Source organism: Pseudonocardia yunnanensis, assembly GCF_039534065.1.
Taxonomy (GTDB): domain Bacteria; phylum Actinomycetota; class Actinomycetes; order Mycobacteriales; family Pseudonocardiaceae; genus Pseudonocardia; species Pseudonocardia yunnanensis.
This window is the reverse complement of record NZ_BAAAUS010000047.1, coordinates 14,195-36,961: the sequence shown is the minus strand read 5'-3', so window position 1 is coordinate 36,961 and position 22,767 is coordinate 14,195. Positions and strand designations below refer to the sequence as shown.

21 protein-coding genes are annotated in these 22,767 nt (G+C 71.8%); 5 read left to right on the top strand and 16 right to left on the bottom strand.

Annotation, left to right across the window (positions count from 1 at the left end):
* Positions 1-4 precede the first annotated feature (4 nt).
* The 6 genes from argH to ABD743_RS36145 form a co-directional block, all read right to left on the bottom strand.
* Complete coding sequence (gene argH / locus ABD743_RS36170; protein WP_344727868.1) at positions 5-1,528, bottom strand: argininosuccinate lyase; 1,524 nt, start codon at positions 1,526-1,528, stop codon at positions 5-7.
* On the bottom strand, positions 1,525-2,550 hold the full coding sequence (locus ABD743_RS36165) for a 1-aminocyclopropane-1-carboxylate deaminase/D-cysteine desulfhydrase (RefSeq protein WP_344727866.1): 1,026 nt from the start codon (positions 2,548-2,550) through the stop codon (positions 1,525-1,527). Before ABD743_RS36165 ends, argH begins: the two co-directional genes overlap by 4 nt.
* Entirely contained in the window at positions 2,547-3,908 is a 1,362-nt protein-coding gene (locus ABD743_RS36160) for a class-II fumarase/aspartase family protein (RefSeq protein ID WP_344727864.1), read from the bottom strand. The genes ABD743_RS36165 and ABD743_RS36160 overlap by 4 nt, the downstream gene beginning before the upstream one ends.
* A complete protein-coding gene (locus ABD743_RS36155) occupies positions 3,893-4,822 on the bottom strand; it encodes an XcbA family protein (RefSeq protein WP_344727862.1) in 930 nt (309 codons plus the stop codon). The genes ABD743_RS36160 and ABD743_RS36155 overlap by 16 nt, the downstream gene beginning before the upstream one ends.
* Positions 4,819-5,604 (bottom strand): phosphosulfolactate synthase, encoded by a 786-nt coding sequence (locus tag ABD743_RS36150; protein ID WP_344727860.1) that lies wholly within the window; start codon positions 5,602-5,604, stop codon positions 4,819-4,821. Before ABD743_RS36150 ends, ABD743_RS36155 begins: the two co-directional genes overlap by 4 nt.
* Positions 5,605-5,670: 66 nt before the next feature.
* On the bottom strand, positions 5,671-6,018 hold the full coding sequence (locus ABD743_RS36145; RefSeq protein WP_344727858.1) for a hypothetical protein: 348 nt from the start codon (positions 6,016-6,018) through the stop codon (positions 5,671-5,673).
* A 113-nt stretch (positions 6,019-6,131) separates the two neighbouring features.
* Between ABD743_RS36145 and ABD743_RS36140 the strand changes: the two genes are divergently transcribed.
* The gene (locus ABD743_RS36140) at positions 6,132-6,530 is read left to right on the top strand and encodes an OsmC family protein (protein ID WP_344727856.1); all 399 of its coding nucleotides are present in this window, start codon (positions 6,132-6,134) and stop codon (positions 6,528-6,530) included.
* A 205-nt stretch (positions 6,531-6,735) separates the two neighbouring features.
* Positions 6,736-8,067: a protein-glutamine glutaminase family protein gene (locus ABD743_RS36135; protein WP_344727854.1), complete on the top strand. Its 1,332-nt coding sequence runs from the start codon at positions 6,736-6,738 to the stop codon at positions 8,065-8,067.
* 10 nt (positions 8,068-8,077) lie between these two features.
* Here the strand turns inward: ABD743_RS36135 and ABD743_RS36130 are convergent, their stop codons facing one another.
* Positions 8,078-9,208 carry a dipeptidase gene (locus ABD743_RS36130; RefSeq protein ID WP_344727852.1) on the bottom strand — a complete coding sequence of 377 codons (1,131 nt, stop codon included), beginning with the start codon at positions 9,206-9,208 and terminating at the stop codon, positions 8,078-8,080.
* Positions 9,209-9,264: 56 nt separating this feature from the next.
* On the opposite strand from ABD743_RS36130, the gene ABD743_RS36125 reads away from it, so the two are divergent.
* Together ABD743_RS36125 and ABD743_RS36120 are read left to right on the top strand one after the other, a co-directional pair.
* On the top strand, positions 9,265-9,759 hold the full coding sequence (locus ABD743_RS36125; protein ID WP_344727850.1) for a DUF309 domain-containing protein: 495 nt from the start codon (positions 9,265-9,267) through the stop codon (positions 9,757-9,759).
* A gap of 40 nt (positions 9,760-9,799) precedes the next feature.
* Entirely contained in the window at positions 9,800-10,957 is a 1,158-nt protein-coding gene (locus tag ABD743_RS36120; protein WP_344727849.1) for a GNAT family N-acetyltransferase, read from the top strand.
* On the opposite strand, the gene ABD743_RS36115 is transcribed toward ABD743_RS36120, so the two are convergent.
* The 9 genes from ABD743_RS36115 to dprE2 all read right to left on the bottom strand — a co-directional run bounded on the left by ABD743_RS36115 (position 10,938) and on the right by dprE2 (position 20,280).
* Positions 10,938-12,104, bottom strand: a complete 1,167-nt coding sequence (locus ABD743_RS36115) for an ABC transporter substrate-binding protein (RefSeq protein WP_344727847.1) — start codon at positions 12,102-12,104, stop codon at positions 10,938-10,940. The genes ABD743_RS36120 and ABD743_RS36115 overlap by 20 nt on opposite strands.
* Positions 12,105-12,126: 22 nt before the next feature.
* Entirely contained in the window at positions 12,127-12,945 is an 819-nt protein-coding gene (locus ABD743_RS36110) for an ABC transporter permease (RefSeq protein ID WP_344727846.1), read from the bottom strand.
* Positions 12,942-13,727 (bottom strand): ABC transporter ATP-binding protein, encoded by a 786-nt coding sequence (locus ABD743_RS36105; RefSeq protein WP_344727845.1) that lies wholly within the window; start codon positions 13,725-13,727, stop codon positions 12,942-12,944. Before ABD743_RS36105 ends, ABD743_RS36110 begins: the two co-directional genes overlap by 4 nt.
* Positions 13,724-14,593, bottom strand: a complete 870-nt coding sequence (locus ABD743_RS36100) for an ABC transporter permease (RefSeq protein ID WP_344727843.1) — start codon at positions 14,591-14,593, stop codon at positions 13,724-13,726. The genes ABD743_RS36105 and ABD743_RS36100 overlap by 4 nt, the downstream gene beginning before the upstream one ends.
* Before the next feature lie 142 nt (positions 14,594-14,735).
* On the bottom strand, positions 14,736-16,037 hold the full coding sequence (locus tag ABD743_RS36095) for a dihydrolipoamide acetyltransferase family protein (RefSeq protein WP_344727842.1): 1,302 nt from the start codon (positions 16,035-16,037) through the stop codon (positions 14,736-14,738).
* A gap of 34 nt (positions 16,038-16,071) precedes the next feature.
* Positions 16,072-17,064 (bottom strand): alpha-ketoacid dehydrogenase subunit beta, encoded by a 993-nt coding sequence (locus ABD743_RS36090; RefSeq protein ID WP_344727841.1) that lies wholly within the window; start codon positions 17,062-17,064, stop codon positions 16,072-16,074.
* Between the two features lie 13 nt (positions 17,065-17,077).
* On the bottom strand, positions 17,078-18,148 hold the full coding sequence (pdhA, locus tag ABD743_RS36085; protein WP_344727839.1) for a pyruvate dehydrogenase (acetyl-transferring) E1 component subunit alpha: 1,071 nt from the start codon (positions 18,146-18,148) through the stop codon (positions 17,078-17,080).
* Between the two features lie 119 nt (positions 18,149-18,267).
* A complete protein-coding gene (locus tag ABD743_RS36080; RefSeq protein WP_344727838.1) occupies positions 18,268-19,476 on the bottom strand; it encodes a PucR family transcriptional regulator in 1,209 nt (402 codons plus the stop codon).
* A 66-nt stretch (positions 19,477-19,542) separates the two neighbouring features.
* Positions 19,543-20,280, bottom strand: coding sequence for a decaprenylphospho-beta-D-erythro-pentofuranosid-2-ulose 2-reductase (gene dprE2, locus ABD743_RS36075; protein WP_344727902.1), 738 nt, complete (start codon positions 20,278-20,280; stop codon positions 19,543-19,545).
* Positions 20,281-20,532: 252 nt separating this feature from the next.
* On the opposite strand from dprE2, the gene ABD743_RS36070 reads away from it, so the two are divergent.
* Complete coding sequence (locus ABD743_RS36070) at positions 20,533-21,363, top strand: shikimate dehydrogenase (RefSeq protein WP_344727837.1); 831 nt, start codon at positions 20,533-20,535, stop codon at positions 21,361-21,363.
* Positions 21,364-22,767: the final 1,404 nt, after the last annotated feature.

The window sequence follows — 22,767 nt, the reverse complement described above, 5'->3', positions numbered from 1 at the left end:
GCGGTCAGCCGGCCGGTTCCGCCGCCGACGCTCGGGCACTCGCCAGGAGCGCCGCCTCGGCCGCCGCGAAGCCCGCGGTCCGCTGGTCGGCAGCGGCCCCGAGCTCCACGAGCACGTCCCGCAGGTTGCCGATCATCGCGGCCAGCGCTGCCGGCGCGGCGCCGCCCTCGGCTCGCCGGGACGCGACGATCGACCGCGGATCGAGAACGTCCGCGAGATCGACGTCCGCGAGCCCCCAGCTGCGCCCGGTGTGCGCCAACGCGGCCTCGTCGAGCATCACCCCGGTGATCGCGTGGCCGGGGATGCCGGAGCGCGACGCCTGGCGCACCGTGTTGCCGACCACCACGTACGCCGTCCGATAGTCCACCCCGACCAGCCCGACCAGGTGCTCGGCCAGGTCCGTCGCCTGCGTGTATCCGCGGTCGAGCTCCTCCCGCATCCGTTCCGGGTTGACCCGCAACGTGCGGATCACTCCCCCGGTCAGCCTGGTGATGCGCTGGCTCAGGTCGAGCGCGCGCGGCACCTCGCCGTAGGCGAAGATCAGGTTGTCGCTGCGTGCGGACGGGCTCTTGGTCACCGCAAGGAAGCCCGTGAGCCTGCCGATGACCACGCCGGACGCGCCCCGGATGATCGCCAGCGAGTAGGGGTTGCGTTTTTGCGGCATGAGGATGCTGGAGCGGCTGTAGGCGTCGTCGAGGTCGACGAAGTCGAACTCGCTCGAGGAGAAGATCTCCAGGTCCTCTGCCACCTTCGAGAAGTTCGAGAGCAGGCTCGACGTCGTCGCCAGAATGTGGATCAGGCCATCGACCTGCCACATCGCGTCCCGGGTGTGCGCGATGACCTCGCGGAATCCCAGCGCGGCCGCCACCGGATCACGGTCGTCGAGCAGCCGGGTGCCGTTCACGCAGCCTGCGCCGCCCGGGCTGGTGTCGATGCCGTCCAGCTCGTCGAGCAGGCGGCGGGCGTCGCGCACCGCGGGGTAGGCGAAGGAGAGGAGGTAGTGCCCGAACGTCGACGGCTGCGCCTGTTGCAGGTAGGTCTGGTCCGGCAGCAGCGTCGCCGCGTGCTCCTCGGCTCGGTCGACGATGTCCGAGACGGTGCCGACCGTCAGCCGGACGAGGTCGGCGAGCTGCGCGCGCAGGTGCAGCCGCAGCGCCACCCGCGCAGCCTCCCGGCGGGGCCGTCCGGCATGAAGCCAGCCTGCGACGTCGCCGAGCCGGGACACGAGGTAGCGCTCGCGTGAGTTGTAGGGCTCCCCGTACGCGGGGTCGTAGGGGAAGTCCTCCGGCGCGATCTCGACGACGTCGAGCAGCGCGGCCAGCAACGCCCGCCGTGCGTCGGCCGGGATGATGCCCCGACGGGCCAGGTCGAGCACGTGCGCGAGGTCGGCGAGGTTGAGCCCGTGGTGCAGGAAGGCCGCGTCGGCGTTCTCCAGCGCGAACCCCGACTCGATCAGCTCGGGCGCCGGGCCGTTCTCGGGGAAGCCCTCCGGACGCGACCGGCGGACGGGTCTGGCGGACGTGCTCATCGTCGTGCTCCTCCGTCGAGTTCCATCGCGGGAGCCGAGGCGCCTCCGGACGAGCCTGCGCCCGTCACATGAGCGACAGCGGGCACGAGCCCACCGGTGTGCCACCACACCACGGGTCCCGGCGGCCTGCCGAGCAGCCGGTCCACCGCCACGCTGAACGCCTCCGCGCCGTAGGTGGTGTCGAGGAGCAGGCCCTCGGTGTGCAGAGCCAGCCGGGCTCGTCGCCGTTCCTGTTCCGTCGCCGTGCCGAAACCCTCGCCGCGCGCGTCGATGAGTTCGAGCTGGTCGGGCGCGGGCGCCGTGGTGCCGCGCAAGGCCGCACACTCACGGGCCATCGCCAGTACCGTCCGCCGCACCTCGTCGGGCGGGCGGCTCACCGAGACCGCGACGACCGGGAAGGCGGCACCGGCGGCGGAGAGTCCCGCCAGCAACCCCGCGCAGCTGCCGCCCGAGCCCAGCGGCAGCACGACCTCCACGGGCTGCGGCGCTCCCGAGAGCTGCTCCATCAGCTCGGCCGCCGCGTCCGCGAACCCGAGCGCTCCGACCGGCGTGGAGCCGCCACGGGGCACCGCGGTGGCGGGCCGACCGGCCAGGGTCAGCTCCGCCGCCCGTTCCGCAGCCAGCGCGTCGACCTCCTCGCGGTCGAACCGGCCGGTGGGAAGGATGCGCGCTCCTGCCGCCTCGGCGATCGCGACGTTGGGTGCCCCGCGTGGGTCGCCCCAGAGCACGATCTCGCAGTCCAGCCCCGCAGCCCGGGCCGCGAGCGCCGCGGCGGGCACGAAGTTCGAGCCGGGACCTCCGGCGGTGACCAGCACCTCGGCGCCCTGCGCGAGTGCGGCGCCGACCAGGTACTCCAGGGCGCGCGCCTTGTTGCCCGCGACGCCGAACCCGGTCAGGTCGTCCCGCTTCACGAGCAGCGGCCCGCAGCCCAGTACGGCCTCCAGCCGTTCGGCACGTACCAGCGGGGTCGGCAGCACGGCCAGAGGGAACCGCTGCGGCAGCTCACCCGGCCGCGCGGTCATCGCCAGCTCTCCGGTTCGGCCGCCCGCGCCGCGCGGGCCCGGGAGAGCACACCGTCGACCATCCGCCCGGCCGTCTCGACGCCTGCCGAGGTGCCCCAGCCCCGCACCTCCTCCGCAGTGGCAAGTCCCCGGCGAGCCAGGGCGTTCGGCAGATCCACGACCGTGGTGCCCTGCTCGCGCAACACCTCGTGCAGGGCCTGCTGGGCCTGGTACCTGCCCAGGCGCGTGGTCAGGCCGGCGAGGACCCGCTCGGAGCCGAGCCCGCCGAACCGTTCGACGGCGGCGGCCATCGCCTCCGGATGCACCTCGAGCCCGTCCAGCAGGCGCCGGGCCAGCTGCAACGCCACCGCCGTGAGCTGGCAGACCTCCGGCAGCGCGATCCACTCCGCCTTCCACGACCGCCCGTCACGCTCGTGGCCGCCGACCATGCCCTCCACCAGCACCGCGGACGACGCCCGCGCGAGCCGCGCGAGTGTGTCGAGATGCTCGCTCGCCTCCGGGTTGCGCTTGTGCGGCATCGTGATGCTGCTGACCGCACCGCTGGGTGCGGGCTCGGCCAGCTCGCCGATCTCCGGCCGGGACAGCTCGTAGACCTCGACGCCGATCCGGGCCAGGGTCCCGCAGATCATCGCGAGCACCGTGCCGAACTCGGCCACGCGGTCCCGCGCGGTGAGCCATGAGATCCCGGGGTCCTGCAGGCCGACCTCGGCGCAGAACCGGCCACGCAGCTCCGGCCCGTCGGGCCCGTAGAACGCCAGTGCCCCAACGGCACCGGCGAGCTGCCCGGCGCACCAGCGGTCCCGTCCCTCGCGCATGCGGTCGACGTGGCGGCGCACCTCGTCCGCCCAGGACGCGACCTTGAAGCCGAACGTGATCGGCGATCCGGGCTGCCCGTGCGTGCGTCCGGCCATGACGGTGTCGCGGTGCTGCGCCGCGAGCTCCAGCAGCCGCGCCTCGCAGGCCCGCAGATCGCGCCAGACGATGGCCCCGACGTCGCGCATCAGCGTGCCGAACCAGGTGTCGGTGATGTCCTGGACGGTCGCGCCCACGTAGACGTGCTCGCGTGCACCCTCCGGCAGCACCCGTTGCAGGCCGCGGATCAGGCCGAGCGTCGAGTGCGACGTGAGCCTGGTCTGCTCGGCCACGAACTCCAGGTCGAGCGCCTCGACTCGCGCGCGGACCGCGATCTCCTGCGCCGCATCGGCCGGGACGATGCCGAGCGACGCCTGGGCGCGAGCCAGCCCGACGAGGATGTCGAGCCACGTCTGGAGCATCGCCGGCTCGTCGAACAGGGCGTCCGTCTCCGCGGTGCCCCACAGGTGCCCGTAGAGGCGCGACGAGCTCAGCCTGGTCGCCACGACGGGGCCTCCCGCTCGGCGAGGCCGCGGAGCGCCTCACGCACCAGGTCCAGCGAGGACCCCCACGGCACCGTCGCCCAGCCGTCCCCGACCTCGATGTGTTCCTCCTGCAGGCAGCACTTGGCGAGGACCGGCTGCGGAGGGCGGGTGCCGGCCAGTGCCAGCTTCGGGCAGAAGTCGACGGTCGGGACGTCGCCACCGTAGAAGTGCCGGTGGATCTGCTGCGACCGTGTGCATCCGAGCAACGTCCAGTCCGCCCGTTCCGGGTGCTCGTCGAGGTAGGACACCTGCGCTCCCGGCACCTCCGCGCCGGAGCCTCGGCACGGCAGCAGGTAGTGGCCTGCGGGCCGTTGCCCGGCCAGGTCGGCCAACCGGACCGGCTCCGGCACGATCTCGACGGGCGGAAGGTCCTCCGCCACCGCGACGACCCGACGGGCCTGGTCCACGAGCTTGGCGGGTTCCGGCGGCACGACATCACGCACGACGATGCGCAACGGCCGCGGGTCGATGATGAAGTTGACGTGCGAGTACCGGCCCTGGACCACCACCGCGTACGCCCCGGGCGCCCGCTCGGCCGCCACCGCCGCCAGGACGGAGGGGATGCCGGTGTCGGCGTCGGGCTCGACGACGTAGACGCATTCCTGCGGTCCGGCGAGCATCGACACGGCGACGACCGGCGAGAACAGGGGGCCTTCCGCGGCGCGGCCGATCCGGAGCAGCGCGGTCGGTCCCGGAGTGTCGGGATCGCGGCGCGCCACGACGAACCGAGTGCGGCGGTAGGCGTCGCGACCTGTGAAGTGAGCGCGCAACGCGGCCTCGTCGAGCGCCACGTCCGGCGGAACCGTGGCGACCGAGACCCCGCGGTAGCGCAGGGGGACGAAGTTCGGCCCCGGCCGCTCCCGCCCGTCGGTCACGCGGGCTCCGCACCGGCCAGGGAAGGAACCGACAGCACAGCCGTGTCCGAACGCAGGCCGAGGCGCAGCGTCTCGACCGACAGGACGTCGCCGGGAACGACGTTCCCGAGGTTGACCTCCGGCCCGAAGCGGCGCACGAACCAGGCCTGCTGGCTCGACCGGGGTGCCTCGAACACCACTCGCTCGACGCCCACGGCCGCGACGACGGACTCCACCACCTCCGGCCGTACCCGGCCCTGCTCGTCGAACGTTCCGACGGTGCCGCTCTGGCGCCCCTCCGTGACCACCAGCGACGCGCCCGCGTCCAGGTCCGAACAGCACTCGACGGGCCAGTGGCGCGCCGGGTGCATCTCACCGGGTGCTTTCGACCCGACCTCGGCGAGCACGGCGAAGTCCCGCGCCGCACGGGTGATCAGGGCTCTCTTCTCGGCGAGAGTCATCGGCACGGTTCCGCGTGAGACCTCGACGCGGGTGAACCCGGCGGCCTTCGCCCAGGCGAGGCACTTCTCGGTGTGGCCCTGCGCCCAGGCGATCTCCAGCATCGTGCCGCCCAGGCACAGGTCGATGCCGGCACCGGACAGCTGCGCGACCTTCGCATCGAGGGCCGCATCGACGTAGGCGGTACCCCACCCGACCTTCCAGATGTCGATCAGGTGGCCGGCCCCGGCCAGGACATCCGTCAGCGCGCCCGGACCGACTCCGGGATCGAGCACGTGAGTGATCCCGGCGGTGCGGGGCCGGGCGGGGCGGGCCACGAGATCGAGGAAGTCGGCGACGGGCACGATCCCCACCCTAGATCTGATCGGCAACGGAATTCTACTATCCGATACGTGACCCGGCCCTGTTGCTCAGCCCGGCACCACGTCGAACATCGTCGCCGGGCCGGAACGTGCAGGCCGGGCGCGGTGCGCGCCCCGGTGCACGATGTCCAGCGCGAGCATGAAGGCGGCCCCCGCACGGTCGGGGCGTTCCCAGTCGTGGCGCTCGACGAAGCCCGACCACTCGCTCGGCGGCACGAGCGTCTCGTGCGAGTAGTCGAGCTCGTGCCACGTCACCGCGAGTTCGACGAGTTCCAGCAACGCGTCGGGATCTCTGTCGACGCGGAGCAACCTGTCGTGATGGGCTCGGCGCGAGTCGGCCGGGCAACCCTGCCGGCAGGTGACCAAGCGGAGCGGTGCATGAGCGACAGCGGTCATCGGATGCTCCCGGCGTATTCGGACATCGCCGCCGAAGCCGCGCGCTTCGGCACTGTGATATGGAGCACTCTGCCCGTTTCCGGTTGCACCGGTGTTGCAGACGGACTGAACGGATGACAGCCGTCCAGCGGAGTGTGGCCGCCCGATGGACGGGTGGCATGCGGGCGGAGGTCGACGCCGGCGGTTTCCCCCTGGTCGCCGACGAGCCGGAAGCCTTCGGTGGCACCGGGAGCGGCCCGCAGCCGACCGAACTGTTGCTGGCCTCGATCGCGTCCTGCTTCACCCTCGCCGTGGCCCACAGCGCCGCCAAGCGCGGAGTCGCCCTCACCGACCTGCGGGTCGAGGTGACCGGCTCCTACGACGGACCGCGCTTCACGGCGTTCCGGATCGTCGTGCACACCGACGTCGCGCCCGGCGCGGAGCTCGACGCGGTGATCGCGGCGGCGAGGCGCGTCTGCTACGTCACGCGGACCCTGGCGGAGCCGCCGGACATCGACGTGGTGGTCGGCTGAGAACGATCAACACGGGTTGTGAGGAGGAAGACGCGGTCTGTCGATGTCGATCAACCTCTGCCAGGCTTCGGTTACGTCCAATGGCTGTAAACGAAACCCGCGACGAGGGGACGGATCGATGTACGCCCGTGGCCGCACAAGTGGCGAGGTATCCGGCCGAGCCACGACGCACACACCTCCTGGGGCTCCTGCGGTAGGTCGTGTGATGGCGTTGCAACGGAGCATCGGCAACGCCGCCGTGACACGCCTGATCCAGCAGAGCCGCCAAGACCAGCGCGACGAGAGCGCCCACCACATGCCGACCGTGCAACGAGCAGAGTCCGGTCCCGGGGCGTACGCACAAGTGGCACCGGCGGGCGGGATCGCGACCTTCACCGCAGGCAACCTGCTGGTGGCGTTCGTACCCGCCGGCACGACGGGCCAGCAGCTCGCCTCGTACCTGGCAGCTGTCCCGGCAGGGAGCGTTGTGGTTCTCCAACGCCCGGTTCTGGACCTGGCAGCGGTTGCCGTCCATTCCGGCTTTCACGCGGCCTACCCGGCTGCCACGGGCGAGGCGGAGGTTCAGCACGACGGGTTCGGCTCCCCGATGGGCTGGACGGTCATGAGCCCTGCCGGCGCGACTCACGGGCTTCCCGGCCCGAATCTCACGCTCCGGAATCTCGAGTCGCTCCACATGGCTGCCGCGGCGCCTGCTCCGGCACTGCAGCCCGACTCGCACGAGTCGGAGGACTGGGTCGACGACTTCGTATTGGACGACTCCTCCGATATTCCGACACGGGCCTCGTCGCCGACATCTGCTCAGTCGGATCCCGGGGCGGCGTCAGGGGACGGACTGCTCACCGAGGAGCAGGCCGAGAACCTCTTCGACGTCGTGAAGCGGAACCGATTCGTCACCTCGACCGGACAGATGCAGGAAATCCCGTGGGACCAGGTCGAGAACGGCTGCTCCGAGCGGGCCCACCTCACGGCCCGGCTGCTCATGTCCGCGGGTGTGCCCTGCAGGAGAGTCTTTGCCGTCTGCACGGCCGAGCCGGAGGAGACCGACGAGGGATTGTGGATCGAATCGGAGGCGGCTGGGGACGGCCGACCCGGATCACCAGCGCGTATCGGATTCGGCTTTCACACCGCGGTCACGGTGCAGGTGCGACGAGACGACGGCGGAATCGAGGAGAGGGTCTTCGACCCGAGCATCGACCCAGGCGGCCCGATCACGATCGGGAGTTGGCTGGCGGCCATGCATGTCGCAGAGGACGAGATACTTGTGCTCGGCGAGAGCCACCGGGAAGTAGTGTCATCGCTCCAGGGATTTCGCAATGTTCCTCAGAATGGCGAGGGCTATCCCGAGGACCACGTCTCCGTGTTCTGTCTCGAACCGGAGGCGTACCACTACCCGCAGGTGAACCCGGCCACCCGGACACACCGCAACCCGCAGGAAGGCCCGCCGGGATTCACGATGGACGACGCCGACGCGGCATTCCTCGAGAGACGCCACGTCCTCGAGAAGCAGGTCGAGGAGGCACGCCGGCGCCGGTCATGAAACAGGGTGTTCAGCCGACCGCCACGTCGTCGACCGCCCGCAGCACGCGCAGGGCGTTGCGGCCTGCGAGCTTCGCGCAGTCGCCCTCGCTCCAGCCGCGCTCCAGCAGAGCGGCGAACAACGCCGGGTACCGGGAGACGTCCTCCAGCCCCACCGGCAGCTCCCTGGTGCCGTCGAAGTCCCCGCCGATGCCGATGTGGTCGATGCCCGCCACCTCGCGGGCGTGCTCCACGTGCGCGACGACGTCGTCGAGCGTGGCGACGGGGCTCGGAGGCCCGTCCCAGTCGGCGGCGAACCTGTCGCGGGCCCGCAGGTCCCGGTGGTCCAGCCCGGCGGCGGTCATGGCGTCCTGCAGCTGTGCGTCCCACGCCACGGCGGCGGCCGAGACGAACCGTGGGACGAACGTGACCATGCAGACCCCGCCGTTGGACGCGAGCGCGCCCAGCACGTCGTCGGGCACGTTGCGGGGGTGGTCGGTGACCGCACGGCACGACGAGTGGGTGAACAGCACCGGGGCCGTGGTGGTGGCGAGCGCGTCGCGCATCGTCGTGGCCGCCACGTGGGAGAGGTCGACGACCATCCCGATCCGGTTCATCTCCCGCACCACGTCGCGCCCGAAGTCGGTGAGCCCGCCGTGCACGGGCTCGTCGGTGGCCGAGTCGGCCCAGGCGGTGTTCAGGTTGTGGGTGAGCGTCAGATAGCGGACGCCCAGGCGCCGCAGGATCCGCAGCACGCCGAGCGAGTCGCCGATGCAGTGGCCGCCCTCGGCGCCCATCAGCGAGGCCACCCGCCCTGCCGCAAAGGCCGCTTCCGCGTCGTCGGCGGTGGTGGCCGCCCCGAGATCCGTCGGGTACCGCTCGGTGAGCCGGTGCACCAGCTCCACCTGCTCCAGCACCGCTGTGACGGCGTCGGCGCCCTCGAACGAGCACGGCACGTACACCGACCAGAACTGGATGCCCACCCGGCCCGCGCGCAGCCGCGGCAGGTCCGTCTGCAGCTGGGGCAGCCCCGCCGTGAGGTCCGTGCCCGCGACGGCGTCGGCGGGATCGGGCCCGGCGAGGCGCCGCAGCGCCCATGGCAGGTCGTTGTGGCCGTCGACGAGGGGGTGACGTGTGAGCAGGTCGATCGCGCGCTGATCCACTACCCGAGTATCACCCCCGGGGCCCGACCGGTGCTCCGACGTGGCACCGTCTTCTCGTGACCACCCCCCGCGACCGTGACGCCGCAGGACGGGCCCGCAACGCCCGTCCCCGTGACGCGTCCGGGCGCCCGCTCCCCCGCGGCGCCGCCGAGGGCGTCGAGCGGGTACCCGACGACCTGGTCCTCACGCCCGACGAGGCCGTGACACGGGCTCAGGAGCTCCTCGACGCAGGCCGCCCGTTCACCGCGCACGAGGTGCTCGAAGGCGCGTGGAAGGCGGCCGACGAGCCGGACCGGGAGCTGTGGCGCGCCCTCGCCCAGCTCGCTGTCGGCCTGACCCACGCCCAGCGCGGCAACGCCCGCGGAGCGGTCGCACTGCTCGACCGCGGAGCGGGCAACCTCGCCCGCTGCGTGGGTCCGGTGCCCGCCGGACTGGACGTCCGCGGTCTGCTGGCCCACGCCGAGGCGCTGGCCCGCCGGATCGAGCGCGACGGCCTGTCGGGCGTCACCGAGCGCGACCTGAGCCCGCGCCTACGCGAAGGTGCGGTGTAATCCGCTCGCCGCTGCCCTCCCGGCCCGGCGATCATGCCCCGTGCCCATCACACCTGTCCTGACCGACGACGTCGTCACCCTGCGCCCGCACACCACCGCCGACATCGATGCTCTGGTCACGATGGGAACCGACCCGGAGACCGTCCGCTGGACGACCGTGCCGGTGCCCTACGAGCGCCACCACGCGGAGGACTGGGTGCTCGAGAAGATGCCGGCCGGGTGGCACGACGGCACGTCCTTCGGCTGGGCGATCGAGGCGTCCGAGGACGGAGGAGAGCCGCGCTTCGCCGGCAACGTCGACATCCGCACCGGCCCGCCTGCGGAGATCGGATTCGCCGCAGCGCCATGGGCCAGGCGGCGCGGTCTGATGACGCGTGCGGTACGCCTGGCCACCCGCTGGGCGTTCGACAAGGCCGGGCTGCCGATCGTGCACTGGTCGGCCTTCGCCGGTCACGTCGCGTCCTGGCGGGTGGCCCACGCCTGTGGCTTCACCTTCCACGGCGAGCGGCCACTGGCCCTGCCGCAGCGCGGGATGCTGCACGACGGTTGGTACGCCTCACTGCGCCCGGGCGACGAGCAGTCACCGCGCACGACCTGGTGGCCCGTGCCCGTGCTGGACGGCGAGCGCGTCCGGTTGCGGGCGTACACCGAGGCCGACGTTCCACGGATCGTCGAGGCCTGCTCGGACGAGCGGTCGCGCTACTGGCTGGCCACGCTGCCCGACCCGTACACCGAGCAGTCGGCGCGAGAGTTCATCCGCGCGAAGCGGCTCGGCGAGTCGCTCGGGCAGTCGGTGACGTGGGCGGTGGCCGACCGGGATGACGACCGGCTGCTCGCCAACGTCGCCGCCTTCGGGCTCGACGACCCCTTCAGCCCCACCGGCGGCGAGATCGGCTACTGGGCACACCCGGACGCGCGGAGTCGCGGGATCGTGAGTGAGGCCGTCGATCTCGCGGTGGCCCACGCATTCGCTCCGGTGACGGCCGGAGGACTCGGCCGGCACCGGTTGCAGATCGGCGCCGCCTGGTCGAACACCGCCAGCCGCCACGTCGCCGAGCGGGCCGGGTTCACCCTTGTCGCCCGCTACCGCCAGGACGGCGTGATCGGCTTCGGCGAGACCCGCAGCGTGGACGACGGCGCGTGGTACGAGCGTCTCGCTGACGGCGGGGGGTCGGCGCTCACGAACCCCCGGGGTTGAGCGTGACCGTGGTGGGCGTGTACCCGGCGCCCACCACGTCGACGCCCTCGGACTTCAACATGCCGATCGCCCGCTCGACGTAGGTGTTGGTGTAGGCCTCAGGGTCGGGGTCGCGCGTGAGCACCGTCTGCCCGTCGGCGTTCACGGCGGTGCGCGCCACCCGCACGGTCTGTTCCCAGGCCGCGGGGTCGATCGTGCCTGCGCCCGCCGCGGGAGAGGGCCAGATCAGCTTGTTCACCTCGTTCACCTGCCACAGCTGATGGCTGGCGCCGAGTGTCGATCCCGCCTTGACGACGATGTCGCGGCAGGACTCGACGTTGTCCCGGCAGTACGCCCAGCCCTCGATCGAGCCGGCGATGAAACGGGTGGTGGTGTCCTCGTAGGTGGGGTCGGAGAGCCGCTCCGTGCTTGCCCAGATGGCGTCCTGCAGCATCGCGGTGCCGGTGTCGTTCCAGTTGATCACCGAGAAGTCCGCCGGCGTGTAGAGCTGACCCGTTGCGGGGTTCCGTGCCTCGAGCACCTGCGCGTACTCGTTGTAGGACATGGCCTGCGCGGCGTCGATCTCGCCGGACAGCAGCGCCTGCATGTCGAACTGCTGCTGCACCAGCGTGACGTCGCTGGCCGGCGTGAGCCCGGCCGCGGTCATGCCGGCGAAGAGCTCGAACTCGTTGCCGAAGCCCCAGTTGCCCACCCGCTTGCCGCGGAGGTCCTCCGCGGACGTGATGCCCTTGTCGGCGAACGCCACCTGGTAGGTGCCCGAGCGCTGGAAGATCTGGGCGACGTCGGTGATCGCGGCGCCCTGCTCCCGCGAGGCGAGCGCCTTCGGCACCCAGGCGATCGCGTAGTCGGCCTGGCCCTGTGCCAGCACCGTCTGCGGGACGATGTCGACACCGCCCTCCTTGATCTGCACGTCGAGCCCGCGCTTCGCGTAGAAGCCCTGGTCGACGGCCGCCAGGTAGCCGGCGAACTGCCCCTGGGTGGACCACTGCAGCTGCAACGTCACCCGCTGCGGGCCGTCACCCGAGCTGCCCCCGCCCGGCCCCGTCGTCGTGCACGCGGCGACGGAGAGCGCGAGCGCAGCCACCACGGCGAGCGATCGCAGCAGTCGTCGAGACGGTGGCCGTGCGGCCGTTGCTCGTCCGTTCATGGGGACCTCCGGGGGTTGTCGATCACGACCGACCGCGGGTCACCAGGCGCTCGGCGAGCAGCCCGGCGAGATGGAACAGCAGCCCCACAGCGATGGCGGCGGCGACGAAGGCCCACGCTCGCGCGTAGGCGGTGTTGGCGGCGGCGGAGGAGATCCGGCTGCCCAGGCCGTTCTGCAGGCCGCCGAAGTACTCCGCGACGATCGCCGCGATCACCGCGGCGGGTGCGGCCAGCCGCAAGCCGGTCATGATGTAGGGCACCGCACCGGGCAACCGGACGAACCGCGCGTGCTGCCACGGCGTGGCGGCCAGCGCCGTCATCAGCTCGGCGTGCACCGGCTGCACCTGGCGCAGCCCGCGCATCGTGGAGACGAACACGGGCACGATCACCACGACCGTGACGACGAGCCGGCGCGCGACCTCCGTGGTGGAGCCGAACATCGTGTTGAACACCGGCGCGAGCGCCACGATCGGCACCGCGCTCGCGGCGAGCACCACCGGGGTGGCGAGCTCCTGCACCAGCCGCGACCGCGCCGCGAGCAGCGCCAGCGCCACACCGAGCACGAAACCGGCCACGAGCCCGACCGCCGCGTTGCCGCCGGTGACCGCGGCGGTGGAGACGATGACCGGGGCCTGAGCGCCGATCTGCGCCCCGATCGCGCTCGGCGGAGGCAGCAGGAACGCGGGCACGCGGCCCAGCACCACCACCAGCTCCCAGAGCACGAGCACAGCGATCCCGAAGGCGACGGCAGGCCACACCCGGGCCAGCCGCAGCGCGCCCCGCCGCTCCCCGGGACCCGCACCCACGCCCGCCGCGCCGGGCACCGCGCCCGCCCGGCTCACTCGTGCCCCTTGCGCAGCGCCTCGCGCACCGCCGTGATCGCGGCGAAGAACGACCCGGACTCGCGGACGTCCTCGACGTCCTCGGGCTCGAGATCGCTGACCACCGCGGTGCCCGGCCTGCGCCCGTCGACGATCTCGGTGATCCGGCCCGGCCGCGGGGACATGACGACGACCCTGTTCGAGAGCACCACGGCCTCGGGGATCGAGTGGGTCACGAACAGCACGGCCGCGCCGGTCTCTCCCACGATCCGCAGCAGCTCGGCCTGCATCCGCTCGCGGGTCATCTCGTCCAGCGCCCCGAACGGCTCGTCCATCAGCAGCAGCCGCGGACTGGGGGCGAGCGCGCGGGCGATCGCGACGCGCTGCTGCATCCCGCCGGACAGCTCGCTCGGCCGGGCCCCGGCGAACTCGTGCAGCCCGACGAGTGCCAGCAGCTCCGCCGCCCGCGCCCGGCGCTCCGCCTTGGCGACGCGGTGGACGTGCAGCGGCAGCTCGACGTTCTCGGCGACCGTGCGCCACTCCAGCAACCCGGCCTGCTGGAAAGCGATCCCGTAGTCCTGGTCCAGCCGGGCCTGCTGCGGCGACTTGCCCCCGACGAGAACGGCGCCGCCGGTGGGCTGCTCGAGATCGGCGACGACGCGCAGCAGCGTCGACTTGCCGCAGCCCGACGGCCCGATCAGCGACACGAACTCGCCTGCGCCCACGTCGAGGTCGATGCCGTCGAGCGCGTGGACGTCGCCGAACCGCTTGTCGACGCCGCTGAGCGTGACGGCCGCGGTCATCGGACGCTCCCGCGGTAGCGGCGCAAGCCGACGTCCAGCAGCCCCACTGCACCCGCGGCGACGAGCCCGAGCACCGCTGCGCCGAGGATCGCCGTGTACATGCGCGATGGGTCGCCGGTGGCGGACTGCGCGTACTCGATGATCAACCGGCCGATCCCTCCGCGTGTGCCGGTGGAGATCTCCGCGACGATCGCGCCCACCACGGCGGCCGCGGCGGCGAGCCGGACCGCGGGCACGACGTGCGGGACCGATGCGGGCAGCCGCAGGCGCACCAGCGTGGTCCACCAGCCGGCCGCCAGCGTGCGGAAGAGCTCCACGTCGGCCCGGGCCGGCGAGGTGAGCCCCCGCAGCATCCCCACGGCGATCGGGAAGAACGCCAGGTACGCGGAGATGACCATGACGCTGGCCCAGGGTTGCCACGACCACCCGAGGATCGCGATGTTGCCGCCCCACCCGGCCACGAGCGGGGCGATCGCGATGAGCGGCACCGTCTGCGACGCCACCACGTAGGGCAGCGCGGCCCGCTCCAGGAGTCCGAACCGTTGCATCGCCACGGCCAGCAGCACCCCGAACACGCCTCCGATCAGGAGCCCACCGAGGGCGAGACCGAGGGTGAACAGCGCGCCGGAGGCCACCGCGGTGGCGACGCTGCGCGTGGTGGCGGCTCCGGCGACCTCAGGTTCGGTGAGCCGCCCGAGCACCGTCCACACGTGGGGCATCGCCGAGTCGTCGGCGCGGGGCAGCACCCTGGTGTCGCCGATCGTGACACCGGCGGCGGGCAGCACGAGCTTCGCCAGCTCCCACACCGCGATGAGCAGGACGAACGCCGCGACGGTGGTGGCAACCGCGCGCGACCGACTTCCCATCCGCACGCTCCTGACGCTCGACCGGCCCGGCGGTTGCCCGGCGGAAGGCCATACTGCGAAACGCGGATGACCGTAGCGTTACGGGAGCAATGCTGCATCCAGCCGAAGCCGTCGTATTAGCTCCTTTTCGGACGGCTTCTCCTCAGGCGAGGATGCGCAGGGGGTTCTCGAGCAGTGCCACGAGCGTCTGCAGGAACAACGCACCCGTGGCACCGTCCACCACGCGGTGATCGCAGGAGAGCGTGAGGCGAAGGATCGACCGGACGACGGCCTCACCGTCGCGGGGGCGGATCTCCTCGGACGCAGCACCGACCGCGAGGATCACCGCCTCGGGCGGGTTGATGACAGCGGTGAACTGTTCGATCCCGTACATCCCGAGGTTCGAGACGGTGATCGTCCCGCCGCTCATCTCGTCGGCCCGGAGCCCGCCGTCGCGGGCGCGGACCGACTTCTCGCGGGTCTCCGTGGCGATCTCGGACACGCTCTTGCGGTCCGCATCGCGGACGACCGGCACCAGCAGGCCTGCCGGGACGGCGACCGCCACACCGACGTTGACCCGCAGGTGGCGGCGCAGGAAATCACCCGCGTAGGAGACGTTGACCTCCGGGTGCGCGCGGACGGCGGTGGCCACCGCCTTGACGACGAGGTCGTTCAGGCTGACCTTCGGCCCACCGGCGGCCGTCAGCGTCGCGTTGAGCGTGGTCCGGAACTCGATCAGATCGGTGACGTCGACGGCGCTGGTCAGGAAGAAGTGCGGCGCCTCCTGCATGCTGCGCGTCAGCCGGGCGGCGGCCACGCGCTGCATCGTGGAGAGCGGCACCTCGACGACGTCCTGCTCGACCTCGGATCCACCCGCAGGCGCCGCGACCGGCTCAACCTCGACCGGACCCGGACCGGCTGCGCCGGAGGTCGCCTGCGCTCCGGACGGCTCCGAGGCCGTCTCGGGTGTGGATTCCGCGACAGCGATGATGTCGGCCCGGATGATGCGGCCGTGGGGACCCGTGCCACGGACGTTGCGCAGGTCGACGCCGCGCTCGCGGGCGAGTCGGCGAGCCAGCGGCGACGCCAGCGGGCGGCCGTCGCGGGGCAGGGCGGAGGGCTCCGGAGCCGGCTCGACCGGCCGCGCTCCCGCCGGTACCCCTGCCTCCGGTGCATCCGGAGCGGGAGCGGCCGCGAGGGCGGGTTCGGACGGTGTGGCCGCGGCCCCGCTGCCGTCGCCGATCACCCCGATCGGCGTGCCGATCGGCGCGCTCTCGCCGTCTCCGACGAGGACGCGCTCGAGCACGCCGTCGTCGTAGGCCTCGAGCTCCATGATCGCCTTGTCGGTCTCGACCTCGACGAGGACGTCCCCGGCGGTGATCGTGTCGCCCACCTTCTTGCGCCAGGTCGCGATGACGCCCTCCTCCATGGTGTCGGAGAGGCGGGGCATGGTGATGTCGGGCATCGGGCGGGTCCGTTCCGGGTGGCGTTGGGTCTGGTCAGCGGCGTCGGCCCACCGCGGCGAGGGTTTCCCGCACGGCGGTCACCAGGGAGTCGGCCGAGGGCAGCGCGGCCTGTTCGAGCGGCTTGGCGTAGGGCAGCGGCACCTCCGCCGCGGCGACGCGGCGCACCGGGGCGTCGAGGTAGTCGAACGCACCGTCCGAGATCGTCGCGGCGATCTCGGCACCGATCCCGTAGGTGAGCCAGTCGTCCTCGGCCACCACGGCGCATCCGGTCTTGCGTACCGACGCGACGATCGTGTCGCGGTCGAGGGGGCGAAGGCTGCGCAGGTCCACGACCTCGGCCGAGATCCCGGACCCTGCGAGCTGGTCGGCAACCTGCTGGGCCACCGCCGCCATCCGGGAGTACCCGACGATCGTGATGTCCGTGCCCTCGCGGGTCACCGCCGCGCGGCCGATCTCGGCCGGACCGAGGTCGTCGGGCACCTCTCCACTGGAGTTGTAGAGCGCGAGGTTCTCCAGGAACAACACCGGATCGTCGTCGCGGATCGCGGCGAGCAGGAGCGCCTTCGCGTCGGCGGGCGTGCTCGGCGCGACGACCTTCAGCCCCGGGACGAACGCGTAGTAGAGCTCGATGTTCTGCGAGTGCGTGGCGCCGAGCTGCTGGCCGCCTCCGCCGGGAGTCCTGATGACCATCGGCACGCTCGTCTGGCCACCGAACATCCCGTAGATCTTCGCCGCGTGGTTGACGATCTGGTCGAGCGCGAGCAGCGAGAAGTTGATCGTCATGATCTCGACGACCGGCCGCAGCCCGAGCATGGCTGCGCCGATCGCCGCCCCGACGAACCCGGTTTCGGCGATCGGGGTGTCGCGCACCCGCTTCTCGCCGAACTCGGTGAGCAGGCCGGCGGTGATCTTGTACGACCCCTCGAAGACGCCGATCTCTTCCCCGATCAGGAAGACGTCGTCGTCGCGGATCAGCTCCTCGCGCAGGGTGGTGCGGAGGGCCTCGCGGTAGGTCATGACGGGCACTGGTCGTCCTCGATCATCGGAAGAGGGGGTCTGCCGGGAGCCGGCGGGAGTCACCGGCGACCGGGGTGGCGTAGGTGTAGTCGAAGAGCGTCGAGACGTCCGGGTGCGGGCTCGCGTCGGCGAAGGAGACGGCCGCATCGGCCTCGGCCCGCGCGTCGGCCTCGATCCCGGCCAGCTCGTCCTCGTCGGCGACCTGCGCGGTGATCAGGGCGGCGCGCAACCGCGCCACCGGGTCGGCGTCACGCGCAGCCGTGTTGTCGGCCTCGGTGCGGTACCTCGCGGGGTCGACGACCGAGTGGCCCTTGAGCCGGGTGCTGACCGTCTCGAGCAGGGCGGGCCGCCCCTCGGTCCGGGCCCGTTCCACGAGGCGGTGGGCCGCTTCCCGGACGGCCAGCACGTCGTTTCCGTCCACCCGCTCACCGTGCATGCGGTAGGCGGCCGCGCGTTTGTAGAGCTCCGGCTCGGCCGAGGCCCGCTCGACGACGGTGCCCATGCCGAGCCCGTTGTTGACGATCACGAAGACGATCGGGAGGTTCCAGAGCGCGGCGATGTTCAGCGACTCGTGGAAGGCACCGATGTTGGTGGTCCCGTCCCCCATCTGGCACATGACGACCTCGTCGCCGCCGCGGTAGTCGATCGCCAGTGCGGCGCCGGTAGCCAGCGGCACCTGGCCACCGACGACGCCGTAGCCGCCGAGCAGGCGCGTATCGCGGTCGAACATGTGCATCGACCCGCCCCACCCCTTGGAGGTGCCGGTGGTGCGGCCGTAGAGCTCGGCCATCACCCGGCCGGGCGCGATCCCCTTGGCGATGGCGTAACCGTGCTCGCGGTAGTTCGCGAACAGGTAGTCGGTCGGCCGAAGTGCGGCCATGAGACCGACGACCGTCGCCTCCTCACCGAGGTTCAGGTGGCAGTAGCCGCCGATCTTCGCCTGGGTGTAGCCCTGCGCTGCGCGCTCCTCGAACCGCCGGATCAGGACCATCCGGCGGAAGTACTCGCGCAGCGTCTCCGGATCCTCGGCGTCGAGAGGAGAGCCTGCCTTCGCCGACGTGCGTCGCGCACGTTCGGACGTCCTCGCCGCCATACCCGCTCCTTCGATCAGCGCCTGCACAGCTCACTGTCGTCGGCGGCGGAGCTGGCCACCATGATCGGACGCCCACGTCTGGAGGCACCGGATTGGGCAGATTGCCCAACCCCTGGAGGTCAGCGCGAGAAGGCGTCGCCGGGCAGGCCGATCGCGGTGAGCGCCAGCGAGAGCTCGACGTAGGCCTGGCGCCCCGACAGGTCACGTCCGACGAGCGTCGAGATCCGCTGCAGGCGGTTGAGCACGGTGTTGCGGTGGCAGTAGAGCAGCGTTGCCGCGGCTCCTGCCGATCTGTCCGCGTCCAGCCAGCCCGCGAGCGTCTCCAGCAGCAGGTCGCGCTCCCGGGCCGGGAGCTCGAGGATCGGCCCGAGCCATGTGCGCACCAACCGCCTGCGGAGCTCCGGCTCGCTGAGCAGGAGCGACTCGGGGTAGCGGTCCTCGATCGGCACCAGCCCGACGGTGCCTCTGGGCAATGTGCCCAACGCGACCACGGCGAGCCGGTGCGCGAGCCCGACGTCGGCGAGCCCACGGGACGTCGACGCGGCGGCCGCCCGGCCACGCGCCAGCGGCCCGAGCCGATCGAGCACGAACTGGACATCGTGCCCGTCCAGCGGGATCAGGCCGACGAGCGTGTCCGCGCGGACGTGCCAGACCGACCGGACGCCCACGGCGGCCAGCGCCGTCTGCGGATTGCGCAGAGCAGCGGAGCCATCGGCGCCGAGGTCGGCGACGACGACCAGGTAGTCGCCGCCGACCGGGAGCTCGAGCTGGTCGGCGACCCGCTGACCGAACCCGCCGTCCATGGCCCGGCCGGCCAGGACCTCCTCGACCAGCGCATGCTTGTGCTGTTCGTCGCCGCGCAACCGTTCGAGCTGGGCCTGCCGGTACGAGGTGGACAGCGCCGACGACAGACCGTCGACGACCGTCCACATCGCTGTTGCGGTGGCACCGATGGCCCCGGGCTCGATCTCCGCGCCGCCCGCCCGTTCCAGCAACGCCTCCCAGACGATGCGGCCGCCGAGCCGGAACGTCCGCAGTATCACTTCCAGCGAAACGCCCTGCTCGGCGCGTTGACGCCCGATCTGCGCGGCGACATCGTCGTCCACGGCCATGGACCGGGCACCGCCGAGGATCTCCAGGACCCGCGTCAGGTAGCGCCGGCTGCCGTCCCGGAGAGCCTCACGGGGCACCACCCCGTAGTCGGTCCACTCGGGATTGTCGGTGAAGATCGCCGACATCAGCCGGTCGGTGAGCACGTCGACATCGGCGAGCCACGCGGCCGCGATCGGCCGGACCGGGCTCGTGGTGGCCGAACCGTCGGCTCCCATGACCGTCGACCGTACCGCCGGGCACCCTGGTCGGACCGCCGCTGCCGGCGCCTGCCGCACGCCCGTTCAGCGGGGCATACGGCGCCACAGCGCGCGAGGAGCGTGCCGCAGAACAGCGAAGATCGGCCGCAGCACAGCCGGCACCCACACCTCGCCCCGGCCGCTGCGCAGCGCACGCACCGTCGCGTCCGCCACCTGGTCCGGTGTGGACGAGAACGGGGCCGGCGTCATCCCCTCCGTCATCCGGCCCACCACGAACCCCGGCCGCACCAGCAGCAACCGCACGCCGCTGCCCCGCAGCGCGTCGGACAGCCCGCTCGCGAAACCGTCCAGGCCGGCCTTCGCCGAGCCGTACACGTAATTCGCGCGGCGGACCCGCGCGCCGGCGACCGACGAGAAGACGACGAGCGTGCCCTTCCCCTGCGTGCGCATCACGGCCGCGAGCTGCGTGAGCACGGCAACGTGCGCGACGTAGTCGGTGTGCACGATCTCCACCGCGTGATCCGGGTCGAGCTCGGCGCGCGCCTGGTCGCCGAGCACGCCGAACGCGACCACCACGGTGTCGAGCCTGTGGTGGCGGCGCACGACGTCGAGCAGCACCGCACGGTGCGACGCCAGGTCGTCGGCGTCGAACTCGACCCGGTCCACCGCGGTGGCCCCGGCATCGAGCAGTGACTTCTCCTCGGCATCGAGATCCGCACTTCGGCGCGCGGCCAGCACGACCGTCGATTCGGGCGCGAGCCTGCGCGCCACGGCCAGTCCGATTTCGCTCCGTCCCCCGAGGACGAGAACCGTCTCCCCCATCATCGGCGCAGCCTGACATATCGCCGCGACAACGCCGATCCAGCGTTGACGAATGCCCGAAACGCTCCTCTGAATCCGGTTCCGCCGGCGGGTCGGCGCCGCTGCACTGCCCGCCGTCCCTCGTCGTCGAGGAGTTCCGGACGGCCGACGGGTTCTGTCCCGTGACCGAATTCGTCCGGAGTCAGCGGCCCGGCACGCCTGGAGCGGTCGACCCGCGTGGTCCCCGACCGGCGACTGCCAGATACTGGTCCGATGCGCGCCGCCGTCCTCGGCTCTCCGGTCGCCCACTCGTTGTCGCCCGTGCTGCACACCGCCGCGTATGCCGCACTGGGTCTGGACGACTGGCACTACGAGCTGCACGAATGCGACGAGGCCGGACTGGCCGGCTTCGTCGCCGGTCTCGACGGTGAGTGGGCCGGGTTGTCCCTGACGATGCCGCTGAAGCGGGTGGCCCTGGAGGTCGCCGCCGAGGTCTCGCCGCTGGCCTCGGCCACCGGCGCCGCCAACACGCTCGTCCTGCGCGAGGGGCGCCGGTTCGCCGACAACACCGACGTGGCCGGACTCGTCGCCGCTCTGCGCGGAGCGGGTGTGGGCGAGGTGGGGCCTGCCCGGCGGGCCGTGGTGCTGGGCGCGGGCGGCACGGCCCAGGCCTCGCTCGCGGCGCTGCGTGAACTGGGAGTCCCCGAGGTGGACGTGCTCGTGCGCTCCCTCGAAAGGACGGGAGAGCTGCGCGCGGCAGCCGAGAGGATCGGCGTGTCCCCCACCGTCAGCGCCACACTGGCCGACCCGGCCCTGACCAGCGCCGCGATCACCGGCGCCGACGTCGTGATCTCCACGCTGCCGGCCGGAGCCGCCGACAACCTCGCCGGTGCCGGCGCGGGAACCGTGCTGCTGGACGTGGTCTACGCGCCCTGGCCCACGGTGTTCGCCGCCACCGCCGCGGCCGCCGGAGCGCACGTCGTGAGCGGACTGGAGATGCTGCTGCACCAGGCCGTCGCGCAGGTGGAACTGATGACCGGCCATCCCGGGCCGGTGGATCAGATGCGCGCCGCCCTGGACGCCGCGGTAGCCGTGCGAACCTGAGCGGCACCGCCGCGAGCCATCCACCCCGCCCGAACCCACCCGCGAGTCGCCCGAAACGGGCCCGCGAGTCGCCCCTTCACCCCCGGATGTACGGGCGGCAGTTGTTGATCCACACCGTGCCGTGCCGGAGTGCCCCAGCCGCCCGCTCAGCACGGCCCATATCGGACGTACACACCGTCCCGTTCAGGCTCAGACATGGAGTGCCCCTGATTGGCGACGCCAACTGCGAGGCAACCACCGTTTGCCTCTGCAGGGATCTGTCGAACGACTGCGGCGGCGACTTACCGGCCATGCTCCGGGACGGAGCAAGCAGAACAGCGTGTACAGGGCCACCCTCATTGCAAGCTCTGCGCGCTGGTCCATTCAGCCCGGGTTCGGTTCGCCGACTGCCCCAGGCAGGCCGAGAATGCGATCGCGCACGCATAGAGCCACAGAATTCGGTCGTCGTTCGGTGAACCAGCCCAGCTAGGACGAGAAGCCACAACCAAGGCTACGAGTTGGGGCGGCCGCACCCCGGGTCACTATCGCGACTGCTGATCGGCCACGACGGCGAACTGTCTGCCATCGAGGACACCCTCACGGTCGATGCGGCCATTAGGTCACGAGGTCAGTCATCTGCCAGATCACAACGAAAGCGAACGACGATCTCTTATATGAGAGATCGCCGATCCGGATCTGCGATGGCGAGGAGAAGCTGCTATGTCATTTCGTGCCGGCCGGCGCCGCTGCCGCCCTGGGTTAGCACGGGTGTTGCTCGATATCTTTGGTCTGTGGAGCGGCACCACTCGGCAACGACGCCGAAGCCGTGCCGCACTACCGCGGGCGGATGAAGCGGGCTGCGCCGGTGTGGAGCAGCGACGCCGCCGACCTGCTCGTGGCGATTGTGATTGATATCTGCGCCGGGTGCCCGAGAGGCGTTTCGGATCGTCAACCGAGCGCGGTCGTGCGACGGCTGTCGATAGACGAGTGTCGCAAGCCGCAACGAATCCCCGGGATCTCGCACGGTGGGCGCCGCGCACCAGGAGCCGGCCCGCGTCCTTCACGTCCGAAAATTATCGGTGCGAACAGCTGATGCGAACGGCTGACATGATCAGAAATGAACGCTTTCGACTGAAAACACCACTCGTACATCCTTCAGTCTCGAGCGACAGCGGTTCCACACGCGATTTTCGACATCGACGAGACCTCGTGACTCCGATCGACCCCGATGCGCATCCCGGGGGGATGCGCTCACGCGGGCGTTCACTCCCGGGATAACGCTGGACGCCGCCGCCACTGCTCGCCGAGTCGCTCGGGATCACCGTGGGCGGCAGCCGCGACGAGGTGAGCGACCGGCGCGGCAGCGGGCAGCGCGGATGTGGCAGAAGCGGCGGCGGCAGTGGCGGTTGCGGCGGCGGCAGGTGC